Raw genomic sequence first — 17,717 nt, forward strand, 5'->3', positions numbered from 1 at the left:
AGCGTGCGCCGCGTGCCGCCGCCTGCCAGCATCGCGTCGAGCGTGCCTTCGCCGCCGTCGGCCATCGGGCAGCAGCGCACGACGGCGTCCGGCCGGGCGCGGCGGATGCCGGTGGCGATCGCGTCCGCGACCTGCTCGGCGGAAAGCGAGCCTTTGAACGAATCGGGCGCGATGACGACGACAGGCGCGGACGGGTGTTGCGGCATGGTGTCTCCGGAAGGCGTGATTGGTGTGAAGAATATTGGGGCGCGACGGCGATGCACCCTCATTCGGAGCTTACAGGATGGCGGGCCCGTGGTGGATACGGCACGCGGCATAGCGGCGATCCGCGCGCATTGCCGTGCGAAGGGCTGCCGGCGCGGTGCGGACGCACGCGCGTCGCGCCGATCTGGCGGTGTGAGGAAAATTGTTTGCTAGAATAGTCGATTCTTCCGGCCAAAGCCGTGCTCCGAGCCGCTTGCGCTAGCCATCCGGCGCGTGCAGGGATGGCGTGGCGCTCCGGCGCGGCGAGTGTATGTGACGCACATCACGCCGCAGGCAGGCACGGCAAGGAAAACCCGATTCGCTCGAATAATTTTAGGACGATTGAAGCCATGGCTAACGTTGTTGAGAACCTCGGCAAGCTTGAACGCCGCGTGACGATTTCCCTGCCGAAAGACACCGTGCAGAAGGAAATCGACGCCCGTATCCAGAAACTCGCGAAGAACGTGCGCATGCCGGGTTTCCGCCCGGGCAAGGTGCCGCTGAAGATGGTCGCGCAACAGTACGCGGGTCAGGTCGAAGCGGAAGTGCTGAGCGACAAGATCGGCCAGGAATTCTTCACGATCAGCCGCGCGGAAAACCTGCGCGTCGCCGGCCAGCCGAGCTTCGAGCCGAAGCAGGAGCAGGCTGAAGATGCATACGCGTTCGACGCGACGTTCGAGGTCTACCCGGAAGTCAAGATCGGCGATCTGGCGACGGCTGAAGTCGAGCGCTCGACGACGTCGATCGGCGACGCCGAAATCGACCGTACGCTCGACATCCTGCGCAAGCAGCGCGTGCACTTCCACGCACGCGGCGAAGCCGGCGAGCACGGCGACGGCGGCGCGGACACCGCAGCGAAGAACGGCGACCGCGTGACGGTCGACTTCGTCGGCAAGATCGACGACGTCGCGTTCCAGGGCGGCACGGCCGAAGATTTCCCGTTCGTGCTCGGCGAAGGCCGCATGCTGCCGGAATTCGAAACCGCGGCGCTGGGCCTGAAGGTCGGCGAACAGCGTACGTTCGACCTCAAGTTCCCGGATGACTACCACGGCAAGGACGTGGCAGGCAAAACGGCCCAGTTCACGGTCACGATGAAGAAGATCGAGTGGCCGCACCTGCCGGAAATCGACGGTGAATTCGCGAAGTCGCTCGGCATCGAAGACGGCGATCTCGCGAAGATGCGCGCCGAGATCAAGGAAAACCTCGAGCGTGAAGCGAAGCGCCGCACGCAATCGATCGTCAAGAACCAGGTGATGGACGCGCTGCTGAAGATCTCCGAACTCGACGTGCCGAAGGCGCTGATCGAGCAGGACCAGCAACGCCTCGTCGAAATGGCTCGCCAGGATCTGGCGCAGCGCGGCGTGCCGAACGCGAAGGACGCACCGATCCCGGCCGAGATGTTCACCGAGCAGGCAGAGCGCCGCGTGAAGCTGGGCCTCGTGCTGGCCGAGCTGGTGAAGTCGAACGGCCTCGAAGCGAAGCCGGAACAGATCCGCGCGGAAGTCGACGAGTTCGCGAAGAGCTACGAAGACCCGAAGGAAGTGGTCCGCTGGTATTATTCGAACCAGCAGCGCCTCGCCGAGATGGAAGCGTTCGTCGTTGAAAGCAACGTCGTCGACTTCGTGCTGGGCAAGGCGAAGGTGACGGACAAGGAAGTGAGCTTCGAGGCACTCGCGAGCGCATCGGCGCAAGCGTAAGTGTTGCTCTAGCGGCGTGCCGGCTGTCGGAGCGACGGCCCGCACGCCGTTTTTACGTCAAGCGCACGGTTGCCATTAATATGGCGATTGAGCGGGCGGCTTCCTTCCGTTCAATTTTCCATTCGAACAAGGTTCATTGAATGATCACTCGCGCTGAATTGCTGGACATGCTTGCTTCGAACGCGCCGCAGGGTTTCGAGGCGCAAGCGCTGGGGCTGGTGCCGATCGTCGTCGAAACGAGCGGCCGCGGCGAGCGTTCGTACGATATCTATTCGCGTCTCCTGAAGGAGCGCCTGGTGTTCATGGTCGGTGAAGTGAACGACCAGACCGCCAACCTCGTGGTCGCGCAGTTGCTGTTCCTCGAGAGCGAGAATCCCGACAAGGACATCAGCCTGTACATCAACAGCCCGGGCGGGTCGGTGTCGGCCGGCATGGCGATCTACGACACGATGCAGTTCATCAAGCCGGACGTGTCGACGCTGTGCATGGGCCTCGCGGCGAGCATGGGCGCGTTCCTGCTCGCGTCGGGCGCGAAGGGCAAGCGTTTCGCGCTGCCGAACTCGCGCGTGATGATTCACCAGCCGCTCGGCGGCGCACGCGGCCAGGCATCGGACATCGAGATCCAGGCGCGCGAAATCCTCTACCTGAAGGAGCGGCTGAACCAGTTGCTCGCGCAGCACACGGGCCAGGACGTCGAGCGCATCGCGCGCGACACCGACCGTGATAACTTCATGTCGAGCGAGGATGCGAAGGCGTACGGGCTGATCGACCAGGTGCTGCTGAAGCGCCCGTGAGATTAAGTGGGGTGCCGCCCCGATTCGTGCGGCGCCCCTGCGACTTCCCGAACGCCCAGAGCATCTGCGGCAAGCGCATCCGGTCGGCTCCGGTCGCGCCCTAGGCGCGGTGCCCGGAGCATTCGGCGTATCATGTCATTTACCTGTCCGGAGGCTCTACATTCATGGCGGACAAAAAAGGTTCGAACAGCGAGAAGCTGTTGTATTGCTCGTTTTGCGGAAAAAGCCAGCATGAGGTGAAAAAACTCATCGCGGGCCCGTCGGTGTTCATCTGCGATGAATGTATCGACCTCTGCAACGAAATCATTCGCGACGAGGCGGCTGCCGCCGGCGTCGAGGCCAGCCTGTCCCGGTCGGATCTGCCGAGCCCGCAGGAAATTCGCGACATCCTCGATCAGTACGTGATCGGCCAGGAGCGCGCGAAGAAGATCCTCGCGGTGGCCGTGTACAACCACTACAAGCGCCTGAAGCATCTCGACAAGAAGGACGACGTCGAGCTGTCGAAGAGCAACATCCTGCTGATCGGCCCGACGGGCTCCGGCAAGACGCTGCTCGCGCAGACGCTCGCGCGGTTGCTCAACGTGCCGTTCGTGATCGCCGATGCGACGACGCTGACCGAAGCCGGCTACGTCGGCGAGGACGTCGAGAACATCATCCAGAAGCTGTTGCAGAACTGCAACTACGAGGTCGACAAGGCCCAGCGCGGGATCGTCTACATCGACGAAATCGACAAGATCAGCCGCAAGTCGGACAACCCGTCGATCACGCGCGACGTGTCGGGCGAGGGTGTCCAGCAGGCACTGCTGAAGCTCGTCGAGGGCACGATGGCGTCGGTGCCGCCGCAGGGCGGCCGCAAGCACCCGAACCAGGATTTCATCCAGGTCGACACGACCAACATCCTGTTCATCTGCGGCGGTGCGTTCGACGGCCTCGAAAAGGTGATCACCGATCGTACCGAGAAAACCGGTATCGGCTTCGGTGCGACGGTCAAGAGCAAGCAGGAGCGTGACGCGGGCGAAGTGCTGCGTGAAACGGAGCCGGAAGACCTGATCAAATTCGGTCTGATCCCCGAATTGATCGGCCGCCTGCCGGTGGTCGCGACGCTCGGCAAGCTCGACGAAGCGGCGCTGATGAAGATCCTGGTCGAGCCGAAGAATGCGCTCGTCAAGCAGTATCACAAGCTGTTCGCGATGGAGCGCGTCGAGCTGGAGATCCGGCCGGGCGCGCTGCAGGCAGTCGCCCGCAAGGCGATCCGCCGCAAGACCGGCGCGCGCGGTTTGCGTTCGATCATCGAACAGGCATTGCTCGACGTGATGTACGAGCTGCCGACGATGAAAGGGGTCAGCAAGGTCATCATCGATGAGAACGTGATCGATGGGGACGGCAAGCCCTTGCTGATCTACGAGGACACGCCGAAGGTGGCGGGTTCGAACTGACCGGCTTGCCGACGATGTTCTGCGAAAAAGGCCGTTCATGAGTCCGTGGGCGGCTTTTTTTCGTTTATCTTGTGGGTAACTCTGACTCGAAACGCGGTGGTTACTTTCTTACCGAATATTTCCCGCACTTGAAGGCTTGCAATTCGTTGTGGCGGCCTCAATTACCGAACAATTGATTCCACTCATGGGGAAATGAAATGTCAGGCACCCAACTTCTCCCGCCGGAACGCATCACGCTCCCGCTGCTGCCGCTGCGGGATGTCGTCGTTTTCCCGCACATGGTCATTCCGCTCTTCGTGGGCCGGCCGAAATCGATCAAGGCCCTCGAAGCAGCGATGGAAGGCGGCAAGCACATCATGCTTGTCGCCCAGAAAACCGCGGCCAAGGACGAACCGACCGAAAAGGACATGTACGAGGTCGGTTGTATCGCCAACATCCTGCAGATGCTGAAGCTGCCGGACGGCACCGTGAAGGTGCTCGTCGAGGGCCTGCAGCGTGCGAAGGCGTTGTCGATCGAAGAGCAGGAAACGCAATTCTCCTGCGAAGTGATGCCGCTCGAGCCCGATCATGCCGACAGCGCTGAAACGGAAGCGCTGCGCCGCGCGATCGTGTCGCAGTTCGACCAGTACGTGAAGCTGAACAAGAAGATCCCGCCGGAGATCCTCACGTCGCTGTCGGGCATCGACGAAGCGGGCCGCCTCGCCGACATGATCGCCGAACGCCTGCCGCTGAAGCTCGACCAGAAGCAGCACATCCTCGAGATGTTCCCGGTCATCGAGCGCCTCGAGCACCTGCTCGCGCAGCTCGAAGCCGAGATCGACATCCTGCAGGTCGAAAAGCGCATCCGCGGGCGCGTGAAGCGCCAGATGGAAAAGAGCCAGCGCGAGTACTACCTGAACGAGCAGGTCAAGGCGATCCAGAAGGAACTGGGCGAAGGCGAAGAGGGTGCGGATCTCGAGGAGCTCGAGAAGCGCATCAACGCCGCGCGCATGCCGAAGGAAGCGAAGAAGAAGGCCGACGCCGAGCTGAAGAAGCTGAAGCTGATGTCGCCGATGTCGGCGGAAGCCACCGTCGTGCGCAACTACATCGACACGCTGATCGGCCTGCCGTGGCGCAAGAAGAGCAAGGTCAACAACGACCTGTCGAACGCCGAGCAGGTGCTCGACGAAGATCACTTCGGCCTCGAGAAGGTGAAGGAACGCATCCTCGAGTATCTCGCGGTGCAACAGCGCGTGGACAAGGTCAAGGCGCCGATCCTGTGCCTCGTCGGGCCCCCGGGCGTCGGCAAGACCTCGCTCGGCCAGTCGATCGCCCGTGCGACGAACCGCAAGTTCGTCCGGATGGCGCTCGGCGGCGTGCGTGACGAAGCCGAGATCCGCGGCCACCGTCGCACGTATATCGGTTCGATGCCGGGCAAGATCCTGCAGAGCCTCACGAAGGTCGGTGTGCGCAATCCGCTCTTCCTGCTCGACGAAGTCGACAAGATGGGCATGGATTTCCGCGGCGATCCGTCGTCGGCGCTGCTCGAGGTGCTCGATCCGGAACAGAACCACACGTTCGCCGACCACTACATCGAAGTCGACTTCGACCTGTCGGACGTGATGTTCGTCGCGACGTCGAACTCGCTGAACATCCCGCCGCCGCTGCTCGACCGGATGGAAGTGATCCGTCTGTCGGGCTACACGGAAGACGAGAAGGTCAGCATTGCCCAGCGTTACCTGCTGCCGAAGCAGAAGAAGAACAACGGGCTGAAGGAAGGCGAGATCGAGGTCACCGAGCAGGCGATCCGCGACATCATCCGCTACTACACGCGCGAAGCCGGTGTGCGTTCGCTCGAGCGGGAAGTGTCGAAGATCTGCCGCAAGGTCGTGAAGATGCTGCTGCTGAAGAAGGCATCGGGCGCGATCAAGGTCGACGGCGAGAACCTCGATACCTTCCTTGGCGTGCGCAAGTACGACTTCGGCCTCGCGGCGAAGGAAAACCAGGTCGGTCAGGTGACGGGCCTCGCGTGGACGGAAGTCGGTGGCGATCTGCTGACGATCGAAGCCGCGGTGATGCCGGGCAAGGGCAACGTGATCCGCACGGGTTCGCTCGGCGACGTGATGAAGGAGTCGGTCGAGGCGGCACGTTCGGTCGTGCGCTCGCGTTCGCGGCGTCTGGGCATCAAGGACGAAGCGTTCGAGAAGCAGGACATCCACATCCACGTGCCGGAAGGCGCGACGCCGAAGGACGGTCCGTCCGCCGGCGGTGCGATGACGACCGCGCTGGTGTCGGTGCTGACGGGTATCCCGGTGCGTGCCGATGTCGCGATGACGGGCGAAATCACACTGCGTGGTGAAGTCCTGCCGATCGGCGGCCTGAAGGAGAAGCTGCTCGCAGCGCATCGCGGCGGCATCAAGCTCGTGCTGATCCCGGAAGAGAACGTCAAGGATCTCGCCGAGATTCCGGACAACGTGAAGAACGCGATCGAGATCGTGCCGGTCCGCTGGATCGACAAGGTGCTTGAACTCGCGCTCGAGCGTTCGCCGACCCCGCTGCCGCCGGAAGAAGAGGCGAAGGCGGCGGCACCGGTCGCCGATGCGGCGAAGGATGCCGGCTCGACGGAATTCGTCAAGCACTGAGCATCGGAGCGCCGTTCGTTCTGACGGTTGTTCACGAAACCCGCGGCCTGGCCGCGGGTTTTTTTATGCGTCCCGGAATCGTAAGCGCGAGCGTGAAAAATATTCGCGCCGGAGCTTTGCAAAATGATCGGGGATGAATTAAACTTGCGGGCTCGCTGGTTGTTGATGCCGAAACGCAGATCGCAGCCAGAACGAATCGGAAACGGGTGCTTAGCTCAGCTGGTAGAGCGGCGCCCTTACAAGGCGTAGGTCGGGGGTTCGAACCCCTCAGCACCCACCAGTTTCCTGATTCAGCCAGACCAAGGAGCGGTAGTTCAGTCGGTTAGAATACCGGCCTGTCACGCCGGGGGTCGCGGGTTCGAGTCCCGTCCGCTCCGCCAAAAAATGAGAAAGCCCGCCTTGTGCGGGCTTTTTCATTTGTATCGTCGATTGCGCCCGCTGGCGGGCGCGTGACCGCGGAGCGGAGGAAGCCGCCTGCGCGGCTTCCGGCGGAGCGCGACCTTACGATGCCGGGCGAGCGGCATGGCAGCAGACAATCCGACAGGAAATGCCCCGGAGTGCGCAGCCGTCGGAACGGAAAACCCGCGACGGCTCGAACGCGGTCGCGGGTTTTTCATGCTTTCTCGCCGCGGAGGCGCCGGTTTTCCGGCTCGCGCGGAGCGGTATTACTGAACGCGTATTACCGGCGGCAACTTGTAGGTTGCGTTCAGGAGCGGGGCGTCCGGCAAGTAGGTGCGCAGCGTCAGATTGAACGCGCCGGCAGGGGCCGGCAGCCAGTTGCTGGCGGGTACACCCGCGGGTCGCACATGGCTGATGGTGAGCACGAGTGAGCCGTCGCTCGCGAACTGAAAGTTCGACGCCGGATAGGACAGCGCATAGATTCCATCGGGATTCGGATAAAAGAAAGCCTGCGCCTGGTTCGTGCCGGCGTACAGCGTCAACGACCAGAAGGCGCGCGCCGGAGGAAGCTGTCCCGCCGGGAACGTCATCTGATAGACGCCGTTGCCGTCGTAATTCGCCCCCGACGTGTTCGCCGCTCCCGTACTGGTGTAGTAGATCGCTTCGCTGCCGGGCAGCGCACCGAGGCCGTTCAGCGCAACGCGCGCCCGTAGCGTGTACTGGGTTCCGTAGTTGCCGACGTTGGCCGGGCCGCCTGTCCAGCCGTTCGAGCCGGTACTCGTCTGGGCGGCGGCTTGCTGCGTTCCGCCGCCCGTCAGGCTCGCCAGCGCCCGGGCCGCGCCCGCGTCGATCGATGCGACGTCGGCGGACGACGCGTTGAAGGTCTGCGCCGGGCCTATGCCTATCACGTCGAGCGCGTTCGTCGCCTCGGCCGTGTCCTGCGGCGTCGGCGGACTCTTTTTCAAGAGCCGGTTCACGTACTGAAAGTACGACGGCCAGTTGGCATAACCGGGCGGCTTTTGCGTGTCCACGCTGTCCCATGCAGCGACACCGGTTCCAGCAGGGCGCGACACGACCAGTTGATTCTGAACGGCCCACGCGGCGGGATAATCGTTCGCATCGCTCACGTAAGTCCGCGCCAACGCCCACACCGCGTTGGTCGACGAGCGGAGTACGGTGACGCCTGCCGGAGCGGTTCCCTGCCAGTTCGGCCCGACGACCCAGAAGACCTTCGCGACACCGTTGTCGGCGCTCGTGCCGCGAATCGCGAAGTTGTTCGTATAGGCGTCCATCAGCGCGAGGGAGAAGTAGCGGGTGCCGCTGGCGGGCGTGTCGATCTGAATCGGGCCCGCGTCCAGTTGAAGCATGGCGATGGAATACAGCGTGTCGTGATTGGGCTTCGTCACCGAGGTGGACGAAGCATCGGACAGCTGGCGATTGTGCAGAAACGTATTCGGCGCAAGGCCCTGGGCGATGTAGCTCTGTCGGGTTGCGTAGAACTGGTACAGCGCGATCGTGAACAACGTGGCACTGTTTGCGGCATTTTCCGTCGCGACGGGCGAAACGCCCGAGCTATCGACACTTTCCCCATTGCAGCCCGCCAGAAGGCCGACAGAGGCAGCGAATGCGACGAGGCGCGCGTGGTGAAGAAAACTCATCGAGTGGTGCGGTAGGGTTGTATGGTCGAATGGGCCGCACCCGTTCATCGTTCCGTCGACGAGCGTGGCACGGATTGCACGGCGCGAAAAGCGTATCCGGCTTGCGATGCGGCACGAACGATCCATTTTCGATAAGCAAAGTCCGACGACTCGTTAGGGCGGTGGAGACCGATCGGCATCGTGCGGTTGATCCCTGTCGTCTTTCCGGCCGTCACGTTTCTCGCGGCCTATGCCGGGACGTACAGGCCAGACTTGTACCGCGTGCTCCCGTGTCGAGCACCTCCCGTTGGCTCGATTCGCTGCCCCGGTGGTGCCTTGCGGTCGTCGGCGCGGATGGAGACAGTCCCGCATCGGGCAAGCCGCTCGGCGAACGAATGATCGTGTGCTGCCGCGAGCCTGGGCGGCCGCGATGGAGTCGATCATTGGGCGAACTGCTTTCTGAACTTCACGAGGAGAGGCGGGTGACGGCGCATGCCCGGCTCTGAAAGACGGGCATTTTTGCCTGTACTTCCGGTGGTGATCGCCGCGGGCGCCGCCGCTTTTCTCCCGACCCACCCCGTATGTTGTAATATCGGGCGTTTTGTCCAATTTTCCCGTCACGCATGCTCGATTTCTTCCGTAATCACCAGCGCCTGATGATGGCGCTCCTGCTCCTGATCGTGTTGCCGGGGCTGGGTTTCGTCGGGATCCAAGGCTTCCGCGGCTTCTTCGACGATAGTGCGAACGTCGCGGCAGTCAACGGGCACAAGATCACGCGGGTCGAATTCGACGGCGCGTTCCGCCAGCAGATCGACCAGGCGCGCCAGGCACTCGGCGGGCAGTTCGACATCAAGATGTTCGATACGCCCGAGCATCGCAAGCAGGTGCTCGACGGCCTGATCCAGCAACGCGTGCTGGCCGACGAGACCCAACGTCTGCACCTGACCGCATCGGACAACGCCGTGCGCGATGCACTGATGAGCGACCCGATGATCGCGTCGCTGAAGAAGCCCGACGGGTCGATCGACGTCGAGCGCTATGCGCAGCTGCTGTCGTTCCAGGGGATGACGCCCGAGCAGTACCAGGAGCGCGTGCGCTACAGCCTCGCGCTGCAGCAGATTCCGGCCAGCATCGTGTCGAGCGCGTTCACGCCGAAGAGCCTCGCGCAACGCCTGTCCGAACTCGCCGCGCAGCAGCGCGAAGTGCAGGCGCTCGTGCTGAAGACGAGCGACTTCGCCGCGAAGGTCCAGCCGACCGACGCACAGCTCACCGCGTACTACGACGCGCACAAGCAGAGCTTCGCGACGCCCGAGACCGCGACGATCCAGTACCTCGTCTATTCGCCGGCGGCAGCGGCCGCGAGCGCGCAGCCGACCGACGCGGACATCAAGAAGTTCTACGACGACAACCCGACGCACTTCCGCACCGAAGCGCAGGTGCGCGTGAGCCACATCTTCATCGCCGCACCGGGCAGCGCAAGCGCGGCCGACAAGACTGCAGCGAAGACGAAGGCCGAGCAACTGCTTGCCGACGTGAAGGCGCACCCGGACCAGTTCGCGCAGATCGCGCAGAAGGACTCGCAGGATGCACCGTCGGCCGCGAAGGGCGGCGACCTCGGCTTCATCACGCGCGGCTCGACGGCGGGCGGCAAGGCGTTCGACGATGCCGCGTTCGCGCTCAAGCAAGGTGATGTGAGCGGTGTCGTGCAGTCGGATCTGGGCTTCCACATCCTGAAGGCAACGGAAGTGAAGCCGGCGGCCGTCAAGCCGTTCGCGGAAGTGAAGGACCAGATCGCAGCCGACCTGAAGCAGCAGTACGCATCGAAGGCGTTCACGGACAACGCGGAAGGCTTCACGTCCACAGTCTACGAAAAGGCGAAGACGCTGCAGCCGGCCGCGGACAAGTACAAGCTGACGATCCAGACGGCTACCGTCACGCCGACGCCGAATCCGCAGTTGCCGCCGACGAGCCCGCTGAACAATCCGAAGTTCCTGGCCGCCGTGTTCGCCAACGACTCGGTGAAGAACCAGAACAACACGCAGGCGATCGACGTCGGCAACAACACGCTGATCTCGGCGCGTGTGACCGACTACAAGCCGGCTGCCGTGCCGGCGCTCGACGCGATCAAGGACGTCGTGCGCCAGAAGGTGGTCGCCGAGCAGGCTGCCGAACTCGCGAAGAAGGACGGCGCGGCGAAGCTGGCCGAACTGCAGAAGTCGAAGTCGACCGACGGGTTCGCGGCCGCGCAGAAGGTATCGCGTACGCAGTCGCAGGGCCTGACGCCGGCTGCGCTGAGCGCCGTCTACAAGGTCGACCCGAAGACGCTGCCGGCCTACGTCGGTGTCGATCTCGGCGCGGACGGCTATGCGATCTATCGCGTGAACGCGGTGATCCCGGGTTCTGCGGTCGATCCGCAGCAACTGGCGGCCGCGCAGCAGCAGATGGCGCAGGTCGACGCGCAGAGCGAAGGCGAAGCGTATCTCGCCGCGCTGCGCGATCGCTCGAAGGTGAAGCTGTACGGCTCGACGGCCAGCCAGTCGCCGGACGGCGACAACTGAGCATCGTTTCGCCCGCAACAAAAAGCCCCGCTTCACGCGGGGCTTTTTGTTTTCCGGCGGGGCGAGGCGGCGTCAGCCGCGCGGCTTGCCGAGCAGCGGTTTCAGCGCCGGCCAGACGTTGTCGAGCAGAATGCCCTGGGCCTGCTGCGTCGGATGCATCTGGTCGGCCTGGAACATCTCGGGTTTGTTCTCGATGCCGGCCAGCAGGAACGGCACGAGCGGCACGCCGAGATCCTTCGACAGCCGCGTATAGACGGCGTGGAACTTCTGCGTGTAGTCCGGGCCGTAGTTGGGCGGCACGTACATGCCGACCAGCACGACCCTGGCCCGCGCTTGCCGCGCATCGGCGATGATGTCGCGCAGGTTCTGTTCGGTCGTCGCGAGCGGCACGCCGCGCAGCGCATCGTTCGAGCCGAGCTCGACGACGACGATCGACGGCTTGAGCCGCTGCAGCACCGCAGGCAGCCGCGCGCGGCCGCCGCTGGTGGTGTCGCCGCTGACGCTGGCGTTCGCGACGCTATAATCGATTCGCTCGGTCGTGAGCCGTTGCCGCAGCAACGCCACCCAGCCGGTGTCGCGCGGCAGCCCGTATTCGGCCGACAGGCTGTCGCCGAGCACGACGATCACGGGCTGGCCCGATGTCGCGGCCGGCGTCGTCGCGGCGCGTGCGGGCGCGGCGGTGGCCAGCAGCGTACCCAGCAGCGCGGCGATCGCCGCGCGTCTTTTCCAGCGAAATGTCGTGTCCATGTTCAAGATTACCGATCCGATCATCGAAGTCCATGACGTGTGCAAGCGGGTCGCCGACGCAACCGGCGAGCTGACGATCCTCGACGGCATCACGCTCGCCGTGCGGCCGGGCAGCAGTCTCGCGATCGTCGGCGCGTCGGGGTCGGGTAAATCGACGCTGCTCGGCCTGCTTGCGGGGTTGGACAGCGCGACGAGCGGCACGGTTCGCCTGCTCGGTCGCGCGCTCGACCAGCTCGACGAGGACGCGCGCGCGGCGCTGCGCAACGGCGCAGTCGGGTTCGTATTCCAGTCGTTCCAGTTGATGCCGCACCTGACGGCGCTCGAGAACGTGATGCTGCCGCTCGAACTGCAGGGCGGCATCAGTGCGCGCGATGCCGCCGATCGCGCCCGGGCGCTGCTCGTGCAGGTCGGCCTCGGCGAACGCACCGCGCATTATCCGAAGCTGTTGTCCGGCGGCGAGCAGCAGCGCGTCGCACTTGCGCGCGCATTCGTCACGCGCCCGGCGATCCTCTTCGCCGACGAGCCGACCGGCAGCCTCGATGCGGCCACGGGCCATGCGGTCATCGACCTGATGTTCGAACTGAACCGCACGAACGGTGCAACGCTCGTGCTCGTCACGCACGATGCCGAACTGGCACGCCGCTGCGCGACGACGGTGACGCTCGATGCCGGGCGCATCGTCGAGCCGCGCGCGGCGCAGCGCAACGGTTGAGCGCTTTTGGCGGCCGCGCGGCGTGCGCCGAGCGGCCGGCATGGGCACGACGCCGCTGCGTCAGTGCCTCAAACGCCTCAGCGCTTCAACGCCGCGCGGGCGCGCTCGATCAGCGCGGTGGTCGACGAGTCGTGCTTCGCCGGATCGACCGACTCGGCCGACAGGTCGGCTTCCACCACCTTGCCGAGTATCTTGCCGAGCTCGACGCCCCACTGGTCGAACGGGTTGATGTCCCACACCGTTGCCTGCACGAGCACCTTGTGTTCGTACAGCGCGATCAGCGCGCCGAGCGTGCGCGGCGTCAGCGCATCGACGAGCAGCGTCGTCGTCGGGCGGTTGCCCGGGAACGTCAGGTGCGGCGCGAGCGCCTCCTTGCCCGGCCCCGCGACCTTGCGCGCTTCCTCGAGCGTGCGGCCGAGCATCAGCGCCTCGCTCTGCGCGAAGCAGTTCGCGAGCAGCTTCGGGTGGTGGCTCGCGAGCGGATGCTCGGGCGTCAGCACCGCGATGAAGTCGATCGGCACGATCGTCGGCCCCTGGTGCAGCATCTGGAAGAACGCATGCTGGCCGTTGGTGCCCGGCTCGCCCCACGTGACGGCCGACGTCGGGTAGTCGACGAAGGTGCCGTCCAGGCGCGCGGATTTGCCGTTGCTTTCCATTTCGAGCTGCTGCAGGTACGACGGCAGGTAGTGCAGCGCTTCCGAATACGGCGCGACGAGATAACTCTGCGAACCGAAGAAATTCCGGTACCAGATGCCGATCAGGCCCAGCAGCACGGGCAGGTTGCGCTCGAGCGGCGCCTCGCGGAAATGACGGTCCATGTCGTTCGCGCCGGCCAGCAGCTCGTCGAACTGCTCGGGGCCGATCGCGATCATGATCGACAGCCCGACCGCCGACCACAGCGAATAACGACCGCCGACCCAGTCCCACATTTCGAACACGTTGTCCGCGGCGATGCCGAACTTCACGACTTCGGCCGGGTTCGCCGACACGCCGACGAAGTGCTTTGCAAGCGCGTCCTCGGGGCAGCCGCGCGCGACGAACCAGTCGCGCAGCGAGCGTGCGTTCGTCATCGTCTCGAGCGTCGTGAAGGTCTTCGACACGATGATCGCGAGCGTTTCCTCGGGATCGACCTGTTCGAGCACGCGCGCGAGATCGGCGCCGTCGACGTTCGACACGAAGTGCGTGGCAATTTCGGGCGTCGCGACGTGGTGCAGCGCGTGTACGACCATCTTCGGCCCGAGATCGGAGCCGCCGATGCCGATGTTGATCACGTGGCGGATGCGCTTGCCGGTGTAGCCCGTCCAGGTGCCGCTGCGCACGGCGCGAGCGAACGTCGCCATCTTCGCGCGCTCGGCGCTCACCTGCGCGTGGAACGGCGCTTGCGGATCGGTCGCGCGCAGCGCGGTGTGCAGGGCGGCACGGCCTTCGGTCGGGTTCACGATCTCGCCCGCGAACATCGCGTCGCGGCGCGCCTCGACACTCGCGTCGCGCGCGAGCTGCACGAGCAGGCGCAGCGTTTCGTCGTTGATGCGGTTCTTCGAGAAATCGGCCGCGAGACCGCCGCCCGGAATCGTGAAGCGTTCGGCGCGGGTCGGCGCGTGGTCGTGTTCCGGCGCGAACCAGTCGCGCAGCCGGGCGTGACGGATCTGTTCGAAGTGGGATTGAAGGGCAGTCCAGGCGGGGAGCGAATTCAGCGTCATGGCGGTTCGAGTGAAGCGTGAATCGGGAGGAATGCCGCGCCGGCTCATCGGGATCGGAAGGCCGGCGGACGAGAGGGCCCGCCGTGCGGCGGGGCAGTCAGTATAGCGGCGTTATGTGCCGGCGCGCGGCGACGCATAAAAAAGGCGATTGACCAGCGTGCGCACCATCGGCGCGAGTTCGCCTGCCGTGAGTCCGGCCGGGCCGGTTCCGTTCGCGGTCAGCGTGTCGGCGGCGAGGCCGTGCAGGTAGACGCCCGCCAGCGCCGCTTCGTACGGCGCGACGCGTTGCGCGAGCAGCGCGCCGATCAGGCCGCCGAGCACGTCGCCGGTGCCGCCCGTGGCGAGCGCCGCGTTGCCGGTCGGGTTGATCGTCATGCGGCCGTCGGGCGCCGCAATCACCGTGCCCGAGCCTTTCAGCACGACGATGGCCGCATAACGTGACGCGAGCGCCTGCGCGGCCGCGAGGCGGTCGCGCTGAATCGCCGCCGTGTCGCAGCCGAGCAGCCGCGCGGCCTCGAGCGGATGCGGCGTCAGCACGCACGGATAACCGCGCGCACCGCGCGTCGCGACGGCTGCCGCGAGATCCGCGTGCGTCGCGACGAGGTTCAGCGCATCGGCGTCGAGCAGCGTCGCGGCGTCGTGGGCAAGCACGTCGCGCACGAGCGTCGCCGCGGCCTCGCGCGTGCCCAGCCCGCAGCCTGCGGCGATGGCGGTCATCGCGCCAAGGTCGAGGGTGTCGGCCGCGTGCAGCATCAGTTCGGGGAACGGCGGATCGTACGGCGGCGCGCCGGTGCCGAGGAAGCCGACATGCACCTTGCCGGCGCCGGCGAACAGCGCGGCGCGCGCGGCCAGGATCGGCGCGCCGCACATGCCGGTGTCGCCGCCGAGTACCGCGAGGCTGCCGTATGTGCCCTTGTGGGACGCGAATGCGCGCGCGGGCAGGGCGGCGGCGAATAGCGCGGGCGCGTTCAGTACGATGGCCGGCGCGGCCGGTGGCGCGACGTCGAGCGATTCGACGTCGATCGCGCCGGCGAGATCCCGGCCTTCGCCGGTGTAGAGGCCGGGCTTCGCGCCGATGAAAGTGAGCGTATGGGTGGCGGCGACGGCGACACCCGCGCCGACGATCTGGCCCGTATCGCTGTCGAGGCCGCTCGGCACATCCAGTGCAAGCACGCGGCCGCCGTTGCGCGCATGCGCGGCGATGCGCGCGGCCTGCTCGGCGAACGCGCCGTCGAGCGCGCGGCCGAGACCGATGCCGAAGAGTCCGTCGACCACCCACGCATAGCCGTCCAGCGAAGCAGGCGGCGTGGCCGACAGCGGCACGCCGGCGGCGCGCGCGAGGCCGAGCGCCCATTGCGCGTCGTCGGGCTTTACCGGCACCGGCATCCACGCCTGGGTCGCGACGCCGAGCTGCTGGAGGTGCGCGGCGGCTACGAGCGCGTCGCCGCCGTTGTTGCCCGGGCCGACCGCGAACCAGACGGGGCGGTCGTCGCCGGCCGCGCGTTCGGACAGCCAGCGCGCGGCGGCGGCGCCTGCGCGACCCATCAGCGTATGCGGCGGCAGCGCCGCGGCTGCGTCGGCTTCGGCCACGCGCAGGTCGGCGACGCGCAGCAGCGCGATCGGGGCGGAATCGGGAAGCGGAAGGGTAACGGTCATCGCGGGGTCATCGCCGGGTCGCGGCGGCTGGCAAGGCGGCCGCCGGGGACGGGCCCGCGGCGGTCAGGTCGTGAAGCGCCCGGCGCTTAGCGCGGCGAGCGTGTCGGCGCGCCAGTGCTGCACGTCGCCGCCCAGGTAGTCGGCCACCACTTTAGCAGACCCGCATGCGAGCCCCCAGCCGGCCGGGCCGTGCCCGAAATTGACGAATACGCGCGGATGCGGGGTCGGACCGACGACCGGCAGGCCGTCCGGCGACAGCAGTTGCGTACCTTGCCAGGACAGCGCGGCCGAGATCCTCGCGGCACCGGGCACCCAGTCGTGGACGGCCTGGCCGAGCAACGCGAGCGCGGCCTCGGACAGCGGCTCGGCGAGCGGCTTCGCGGTGTCGGGCAGGCTCTGCAGCACGGCGCCGCCGCCGACGCGCAGCCGCTGGTGGGTGCGCGTGATCGAGATGCGCTTGATCGAATCGATGACGTTCAGGTGCGGCGCATGTTCTTCGTAGGCGACCGGCGCGGTCAGCGCGTGGACCCGCACCGGGTGCAGCGGCAGGCGCCAGCCGAGGCGGTCGATCAGCGGCAGGCTGCCGGCGCCGGCGGCGACCACGATCGCGTCGGCGGAAATCACGTCGACGTCGCGGGCGTTCGACGCGTGGCGGTCGCCGGGCGGGACGAGCTCGACCGCGACGCGGCCGTTGTCGACGCGGATCGCGGCGACTTCCGCGCCGAAGCGGAACTGCACGCCGTGCTCGTCGAGCGTCTGCTTGACCAGTTTCGCGAACAGCGGGCAATTCCCGGTGCGCTCGGTCTCGAGCAGCACGCCGCCGGCGAAACCGGGCTCGGCCGGCACCGACGGCTCGAGTGCCGCGCATTCGTCTGCGGAGAGCAGGCGGTACGGCTGGTCGAGCGTGCGAAGGAGGTCGAGCGCGGGCTGCATCGCTTCCCAGTCGCGCGGATCGCGCACGACGTGCAGGATGCCGGGCTTCTGCTCGAATTCGAGCTCGAGGCGCGTCTCGATGTCGGCGAGCGCGTCGCGCGACGCGTCGATCAGCGGCCGCAGCCGCGTGTACTGCGCGGCGAACGCGTCGGGCTCGCGCAGCCTGCCGAGCTGCTTGACGAAGCGCCGTACACCGCCGTTGAAGCCGGGCTTGTAGACGATGCCGCTGTCGCGCGGCTGGCGCTGGCGCATGAAGGTCGGGCCGAACCAGACGTCGAGCGGGCTCGGCAGCAGCGCGCCGCCGTCGCCGTAGGTCGCACCCTGCGCGACGGTCGCGTGGCGTTCGACCACGCATACGCGATGGCCGGCCGCGCGCAACTGGTAGGCGGTGGCGACGCCGCTGATTCCGCCGCCGATGACGATGACATCCATGGATTGCTTCGATGACGGGCGGCGCGCAGGCGCTGCCCGGTGAGAATTCGCTGAGGGCCCGGGCCCGGTGAACCCGGAATGATAGCGCCAAAATCGCGGGAGCCGGCGCCGGGGTGGCACGGGCCGTGCCGCCGGGCCGCGGCCGCCGGCTG

The 17,717-nt window shown here is 66.2% G+C and carries 12 protein-coding genes and 2 tRNA genes; 8 read left to right on the top strand and 6 right to left on the bottom strand.

The genetic code is table 11. From position 1 onward, the window contains the following. Window positions 1-206 (bottom strand): glycerate kinase (locus L810_RS40720; protein WP_042978234.1); only part of this gene is annotated, 206 nt, incomplete at its 3' end. A 387-nt stretch (window positions 207-593) separates the two neighbouring features. On the opposite strand from L810_RS40720, the gene tig reads away from it, so the two are divergent. The 6 genes from tig to L810_RS40750 all read left to right on the top strand — a co-directional run bounded on the left by tig (window position 594) and on the right by L810_RS40750 (window position 7,171). Then, on the top strand, window positions 594-1,940 hold the full coding sequence (gene tig / locus L810_RS40725) for a trigger factor (protein WP_042978235.1): 1,347 nt from the start codon (window positions 594-596) through the stop codon (window positions 1,938-1,940). Window positions 1,941-2,080: 140 nt separating this feature from the next. Beyond that, on the top strand, window positions 2,081-2,734 hold the full coding sequence (gene clpP, locus L810_RS40730; protein WP_010092137.1) for an ATP-dependent Clp endopeptidase proteolytic subunit ClpP: 654 nt from the start codon (window positions 2,081-2,083) through the stop codon (window positions 2,732-2,734). A 164-nt stretch (window positions 2,735-2,898) separates the two neighbouring features. Beyond that, on the top strand, window positions 2,899-4,170 hold the full coding sequence (gene clpX, locus L810_RS40735) for an ATP-dependent Clp protease ATP-binding subunit ClpX (RefSeq protein ID WP_006489345.1): 1,272 nt from the start codon (window positions 2,899-2,901) through the stop codon (window positions 4,168-4,170). Between the two features lie 197 nt (window positions 4,171-4,367). Next, complete coding sequence (gene lon / locus L810_RS40740; RefSeq protein WP_011352361.1) at window positions 4,368-6,791, top strand: endopeptidase La; 2,424 nt, start codon at window positions 4,368-4,370, stop codon at window positions 6,789-6,791. A 204-nt stretch (window positions 6,792-6,995) separates the two neighbouring features. Continuing rightward, window positions 6,996-7,071: transfer RNA gene (locus L810_RS40745), tRNA-Val, on the top strand. 23 nt (window positions 7,072-7,094) lie between these two features. After that, a tRNA-Asp gene (locus L810_RS40750) sits at window positions 7,095-7,171 on the top strand. Window positions 7,172-7,456: 285 nt separating this feature from the next. On the opposite strand, the gene L810_RS40755 is transcribed toward L810_RS40750, so the two are convergent. After that, on the bottom strand, window positions 7,457-8,848 hold the full coding sequence (locus L810_RS40755) for a DUF1254 domain-containing protein (RefSeq protein WP_051392396.1): 1,392 nt from the start codon (window positions 8,846-8,848) through the stop codon (window positions 7,457-7,459). Window positions 8,849-9,450: 602 nt separating this feature from the next. On the opposite strand from L810_RS40755, the gene L810_RS40760 reads away from it, so the two are divergent. Next, on the top strand, window positions 9,451-11,385 hold the full coding sequence (locus tag L810_RS40760) for a SurA N-terminal domain-containing protein (protein WP_021163966.1): 1,935 nt from the start codon (window positions 9,451-9,453) through the stop codon (window positions 11,383-11,385). Window positions 11,386-11,457: 72 nt separating this feature from the next. Here the strand turns inward: L810_RS40760 and L810_RS40765 are convergent, their stop codons facing one another. Further along, the gene (locus tag L810_RS40765; protein ID WP_021163967.1) at window positions 11,458-12,132 is read right to left on the bottom strand and encodes an arylesterase; all 675 of its coding nucleotides are present in this window, start codon (window positions 12,130-12,132) and stop codon (window positions 11,458-11,460) included. Here L810_RS40765 and L810_RS40770 point away from each other — a divergent pair. Next, the gene (locus L810_RS40770; RefSeq protein ID WP_021163968.1) at window positions 12,131-12,844 is read left to right on the top strand and encodes an ABC transporter ATP-binding protein; all 714 of its coding nucleotides are present in this window, start codon (window positions 12,131-12,133) and stop codon (window positions 12,842-12,844) included. The genes L810_RS40765 and L810_RS40770 overlap by 2 nt on opposite strands. 77 nt (window positions 12,845-12,921) lie before the next feature. Here L810_RS40770 and pgi read toward each other — a convergent pair whose 3' ends face one another. The 3 genes from pgi to L810_RS40785 all read right to left on the bottom strand — a co-directional run bounded on the left by pgi (window position 12,922) and on the right by L810_RS40785 (window position 17,565). Continuing rightward, window positions 12,922-14,544 (bottom strand): glucose-6-phosphate isomerase, encoded by a 1,623-nt coding sequence (pgi, locus tag L810_RS40775; protein WP_021163969.1) that lies wholly within the window; start codon window positions 14,542-14,544, stop codon window positions 12,922-12,924. A gap of 111 nt (window positions 14,545-14,655) precedes the next feature. Continuing rightward, window positions 14,656-16,200, bottom strand: a complete 1,545-nt coding sequence (locus L810_RS40780; protein ID WP_021163970.1) for an NAD(P)H-hydrate dehydratase — start codon at window positions 16,198-16,200, stop codon at window positions 14,656-14,658. Window positions 16,201-16,263: 63 nt separating this feature from the next. Beyond that, complete coding sequence (locus L810_RS40785) at window positions 16,264-17,565, bottom strand: FAD-dependent oxidoreductase (RefSeq protein WP_021163971.1); 1,302 nt, start codon at window positions 17,563-17,565, stop codon at window positions 16,264-16,266. Window positions 17,566-17,717 lie beyond the last annotated feature (152 nt).

The sequence above is a fragment of the Burkholderia sp. AU4i genome, from assembly GCF_000466765.1.
GTDB classification, from domain to species: domain Bacteria; phylum Pseudomonadota; class Gammaproteobacteria; order Burkholderiales; family Burkholderiaceae; genus Burkholderia; species Burkholderia cepacia.

Excerpts from the sequence above, each read along its gene's own strand:
- L810_RS40760 (WP_021163966.1), top strand. The coding sequence starts at position 9,451 with ATGCTCGATTTCTTCCGTAATCACCAGCGCCTGATGATGGCGCTCCTG.
- lon (WP_011352361.1), top strand. The coding sequence starts at position 4,368 with ATGTCAGGCACCCAACTTCTCCCGCCGGAACGCATCACGCTCCCGCTG.
- tig (WP_042978235.1), top strand. The coding sequence starts at position 594 with ATGGCTAACGTTGTTGAGAACCTCGGCAAGCTTGAACGCCGCGTGACG.
- L810_RS40785 (WP_021163971.1), bottom strand. The coding sequence starts at position 17,565 with ATGGATGTCATCGTCATCGGCGGCGGAATCAGCGGCGTCGCCACCGCC.
- L810_RS40770 (WP_021163968.1), top strand. The coding sequence starts at position 12,131 with ATGTTCAAGATTACCGATCCGATCATCGAAGTCCATGACGTGTGCAAG.
- clpX (WP_006489345.1), top strand. The coding sequence starts at position 2,899 with ATGGCGGACAAAAAAGGTTCGAACAGCGAGAAGCTGTTGTATTGCTCG.
- L810_RS40780 (WP_021163970.1), bottom strand. The coding sequence starts at position 16,200 with ATGACCGTTACCCTTCCGCTTCCCGATTCCGCCCCGATCGCGCTGCTG.
- L810_RS40765 (WP_021163967.1), bottom strand. The coding sequence starts at position 12,132 with ATGGACACGACATTTCGCTGGAAAAGACGCGCGGCGATCGCCGCGCTG.
- clpP (WP_010092137.1), top strand. The coding sequence starts at position 2,081 with ATGATCACTCGCGCTGAATTGCTGGACATGCTTGCTTCGAACGCGCCG.
- pgi (WP_021163969.1), bottom strand. The coding sequence starts at position 14,544 with ATGACGCTGAATTCGCTCCCCGCCTGGACTGCCCTTCAATCCCACTTC.
- L810_RS40755 (WP_051392396.1), bottom strand. The coding sequence starts at position 8,848 with ATGAGTTTTCTTCACCACGCGCGCCTCGTCGCATTCGCTGCCTCTGTC.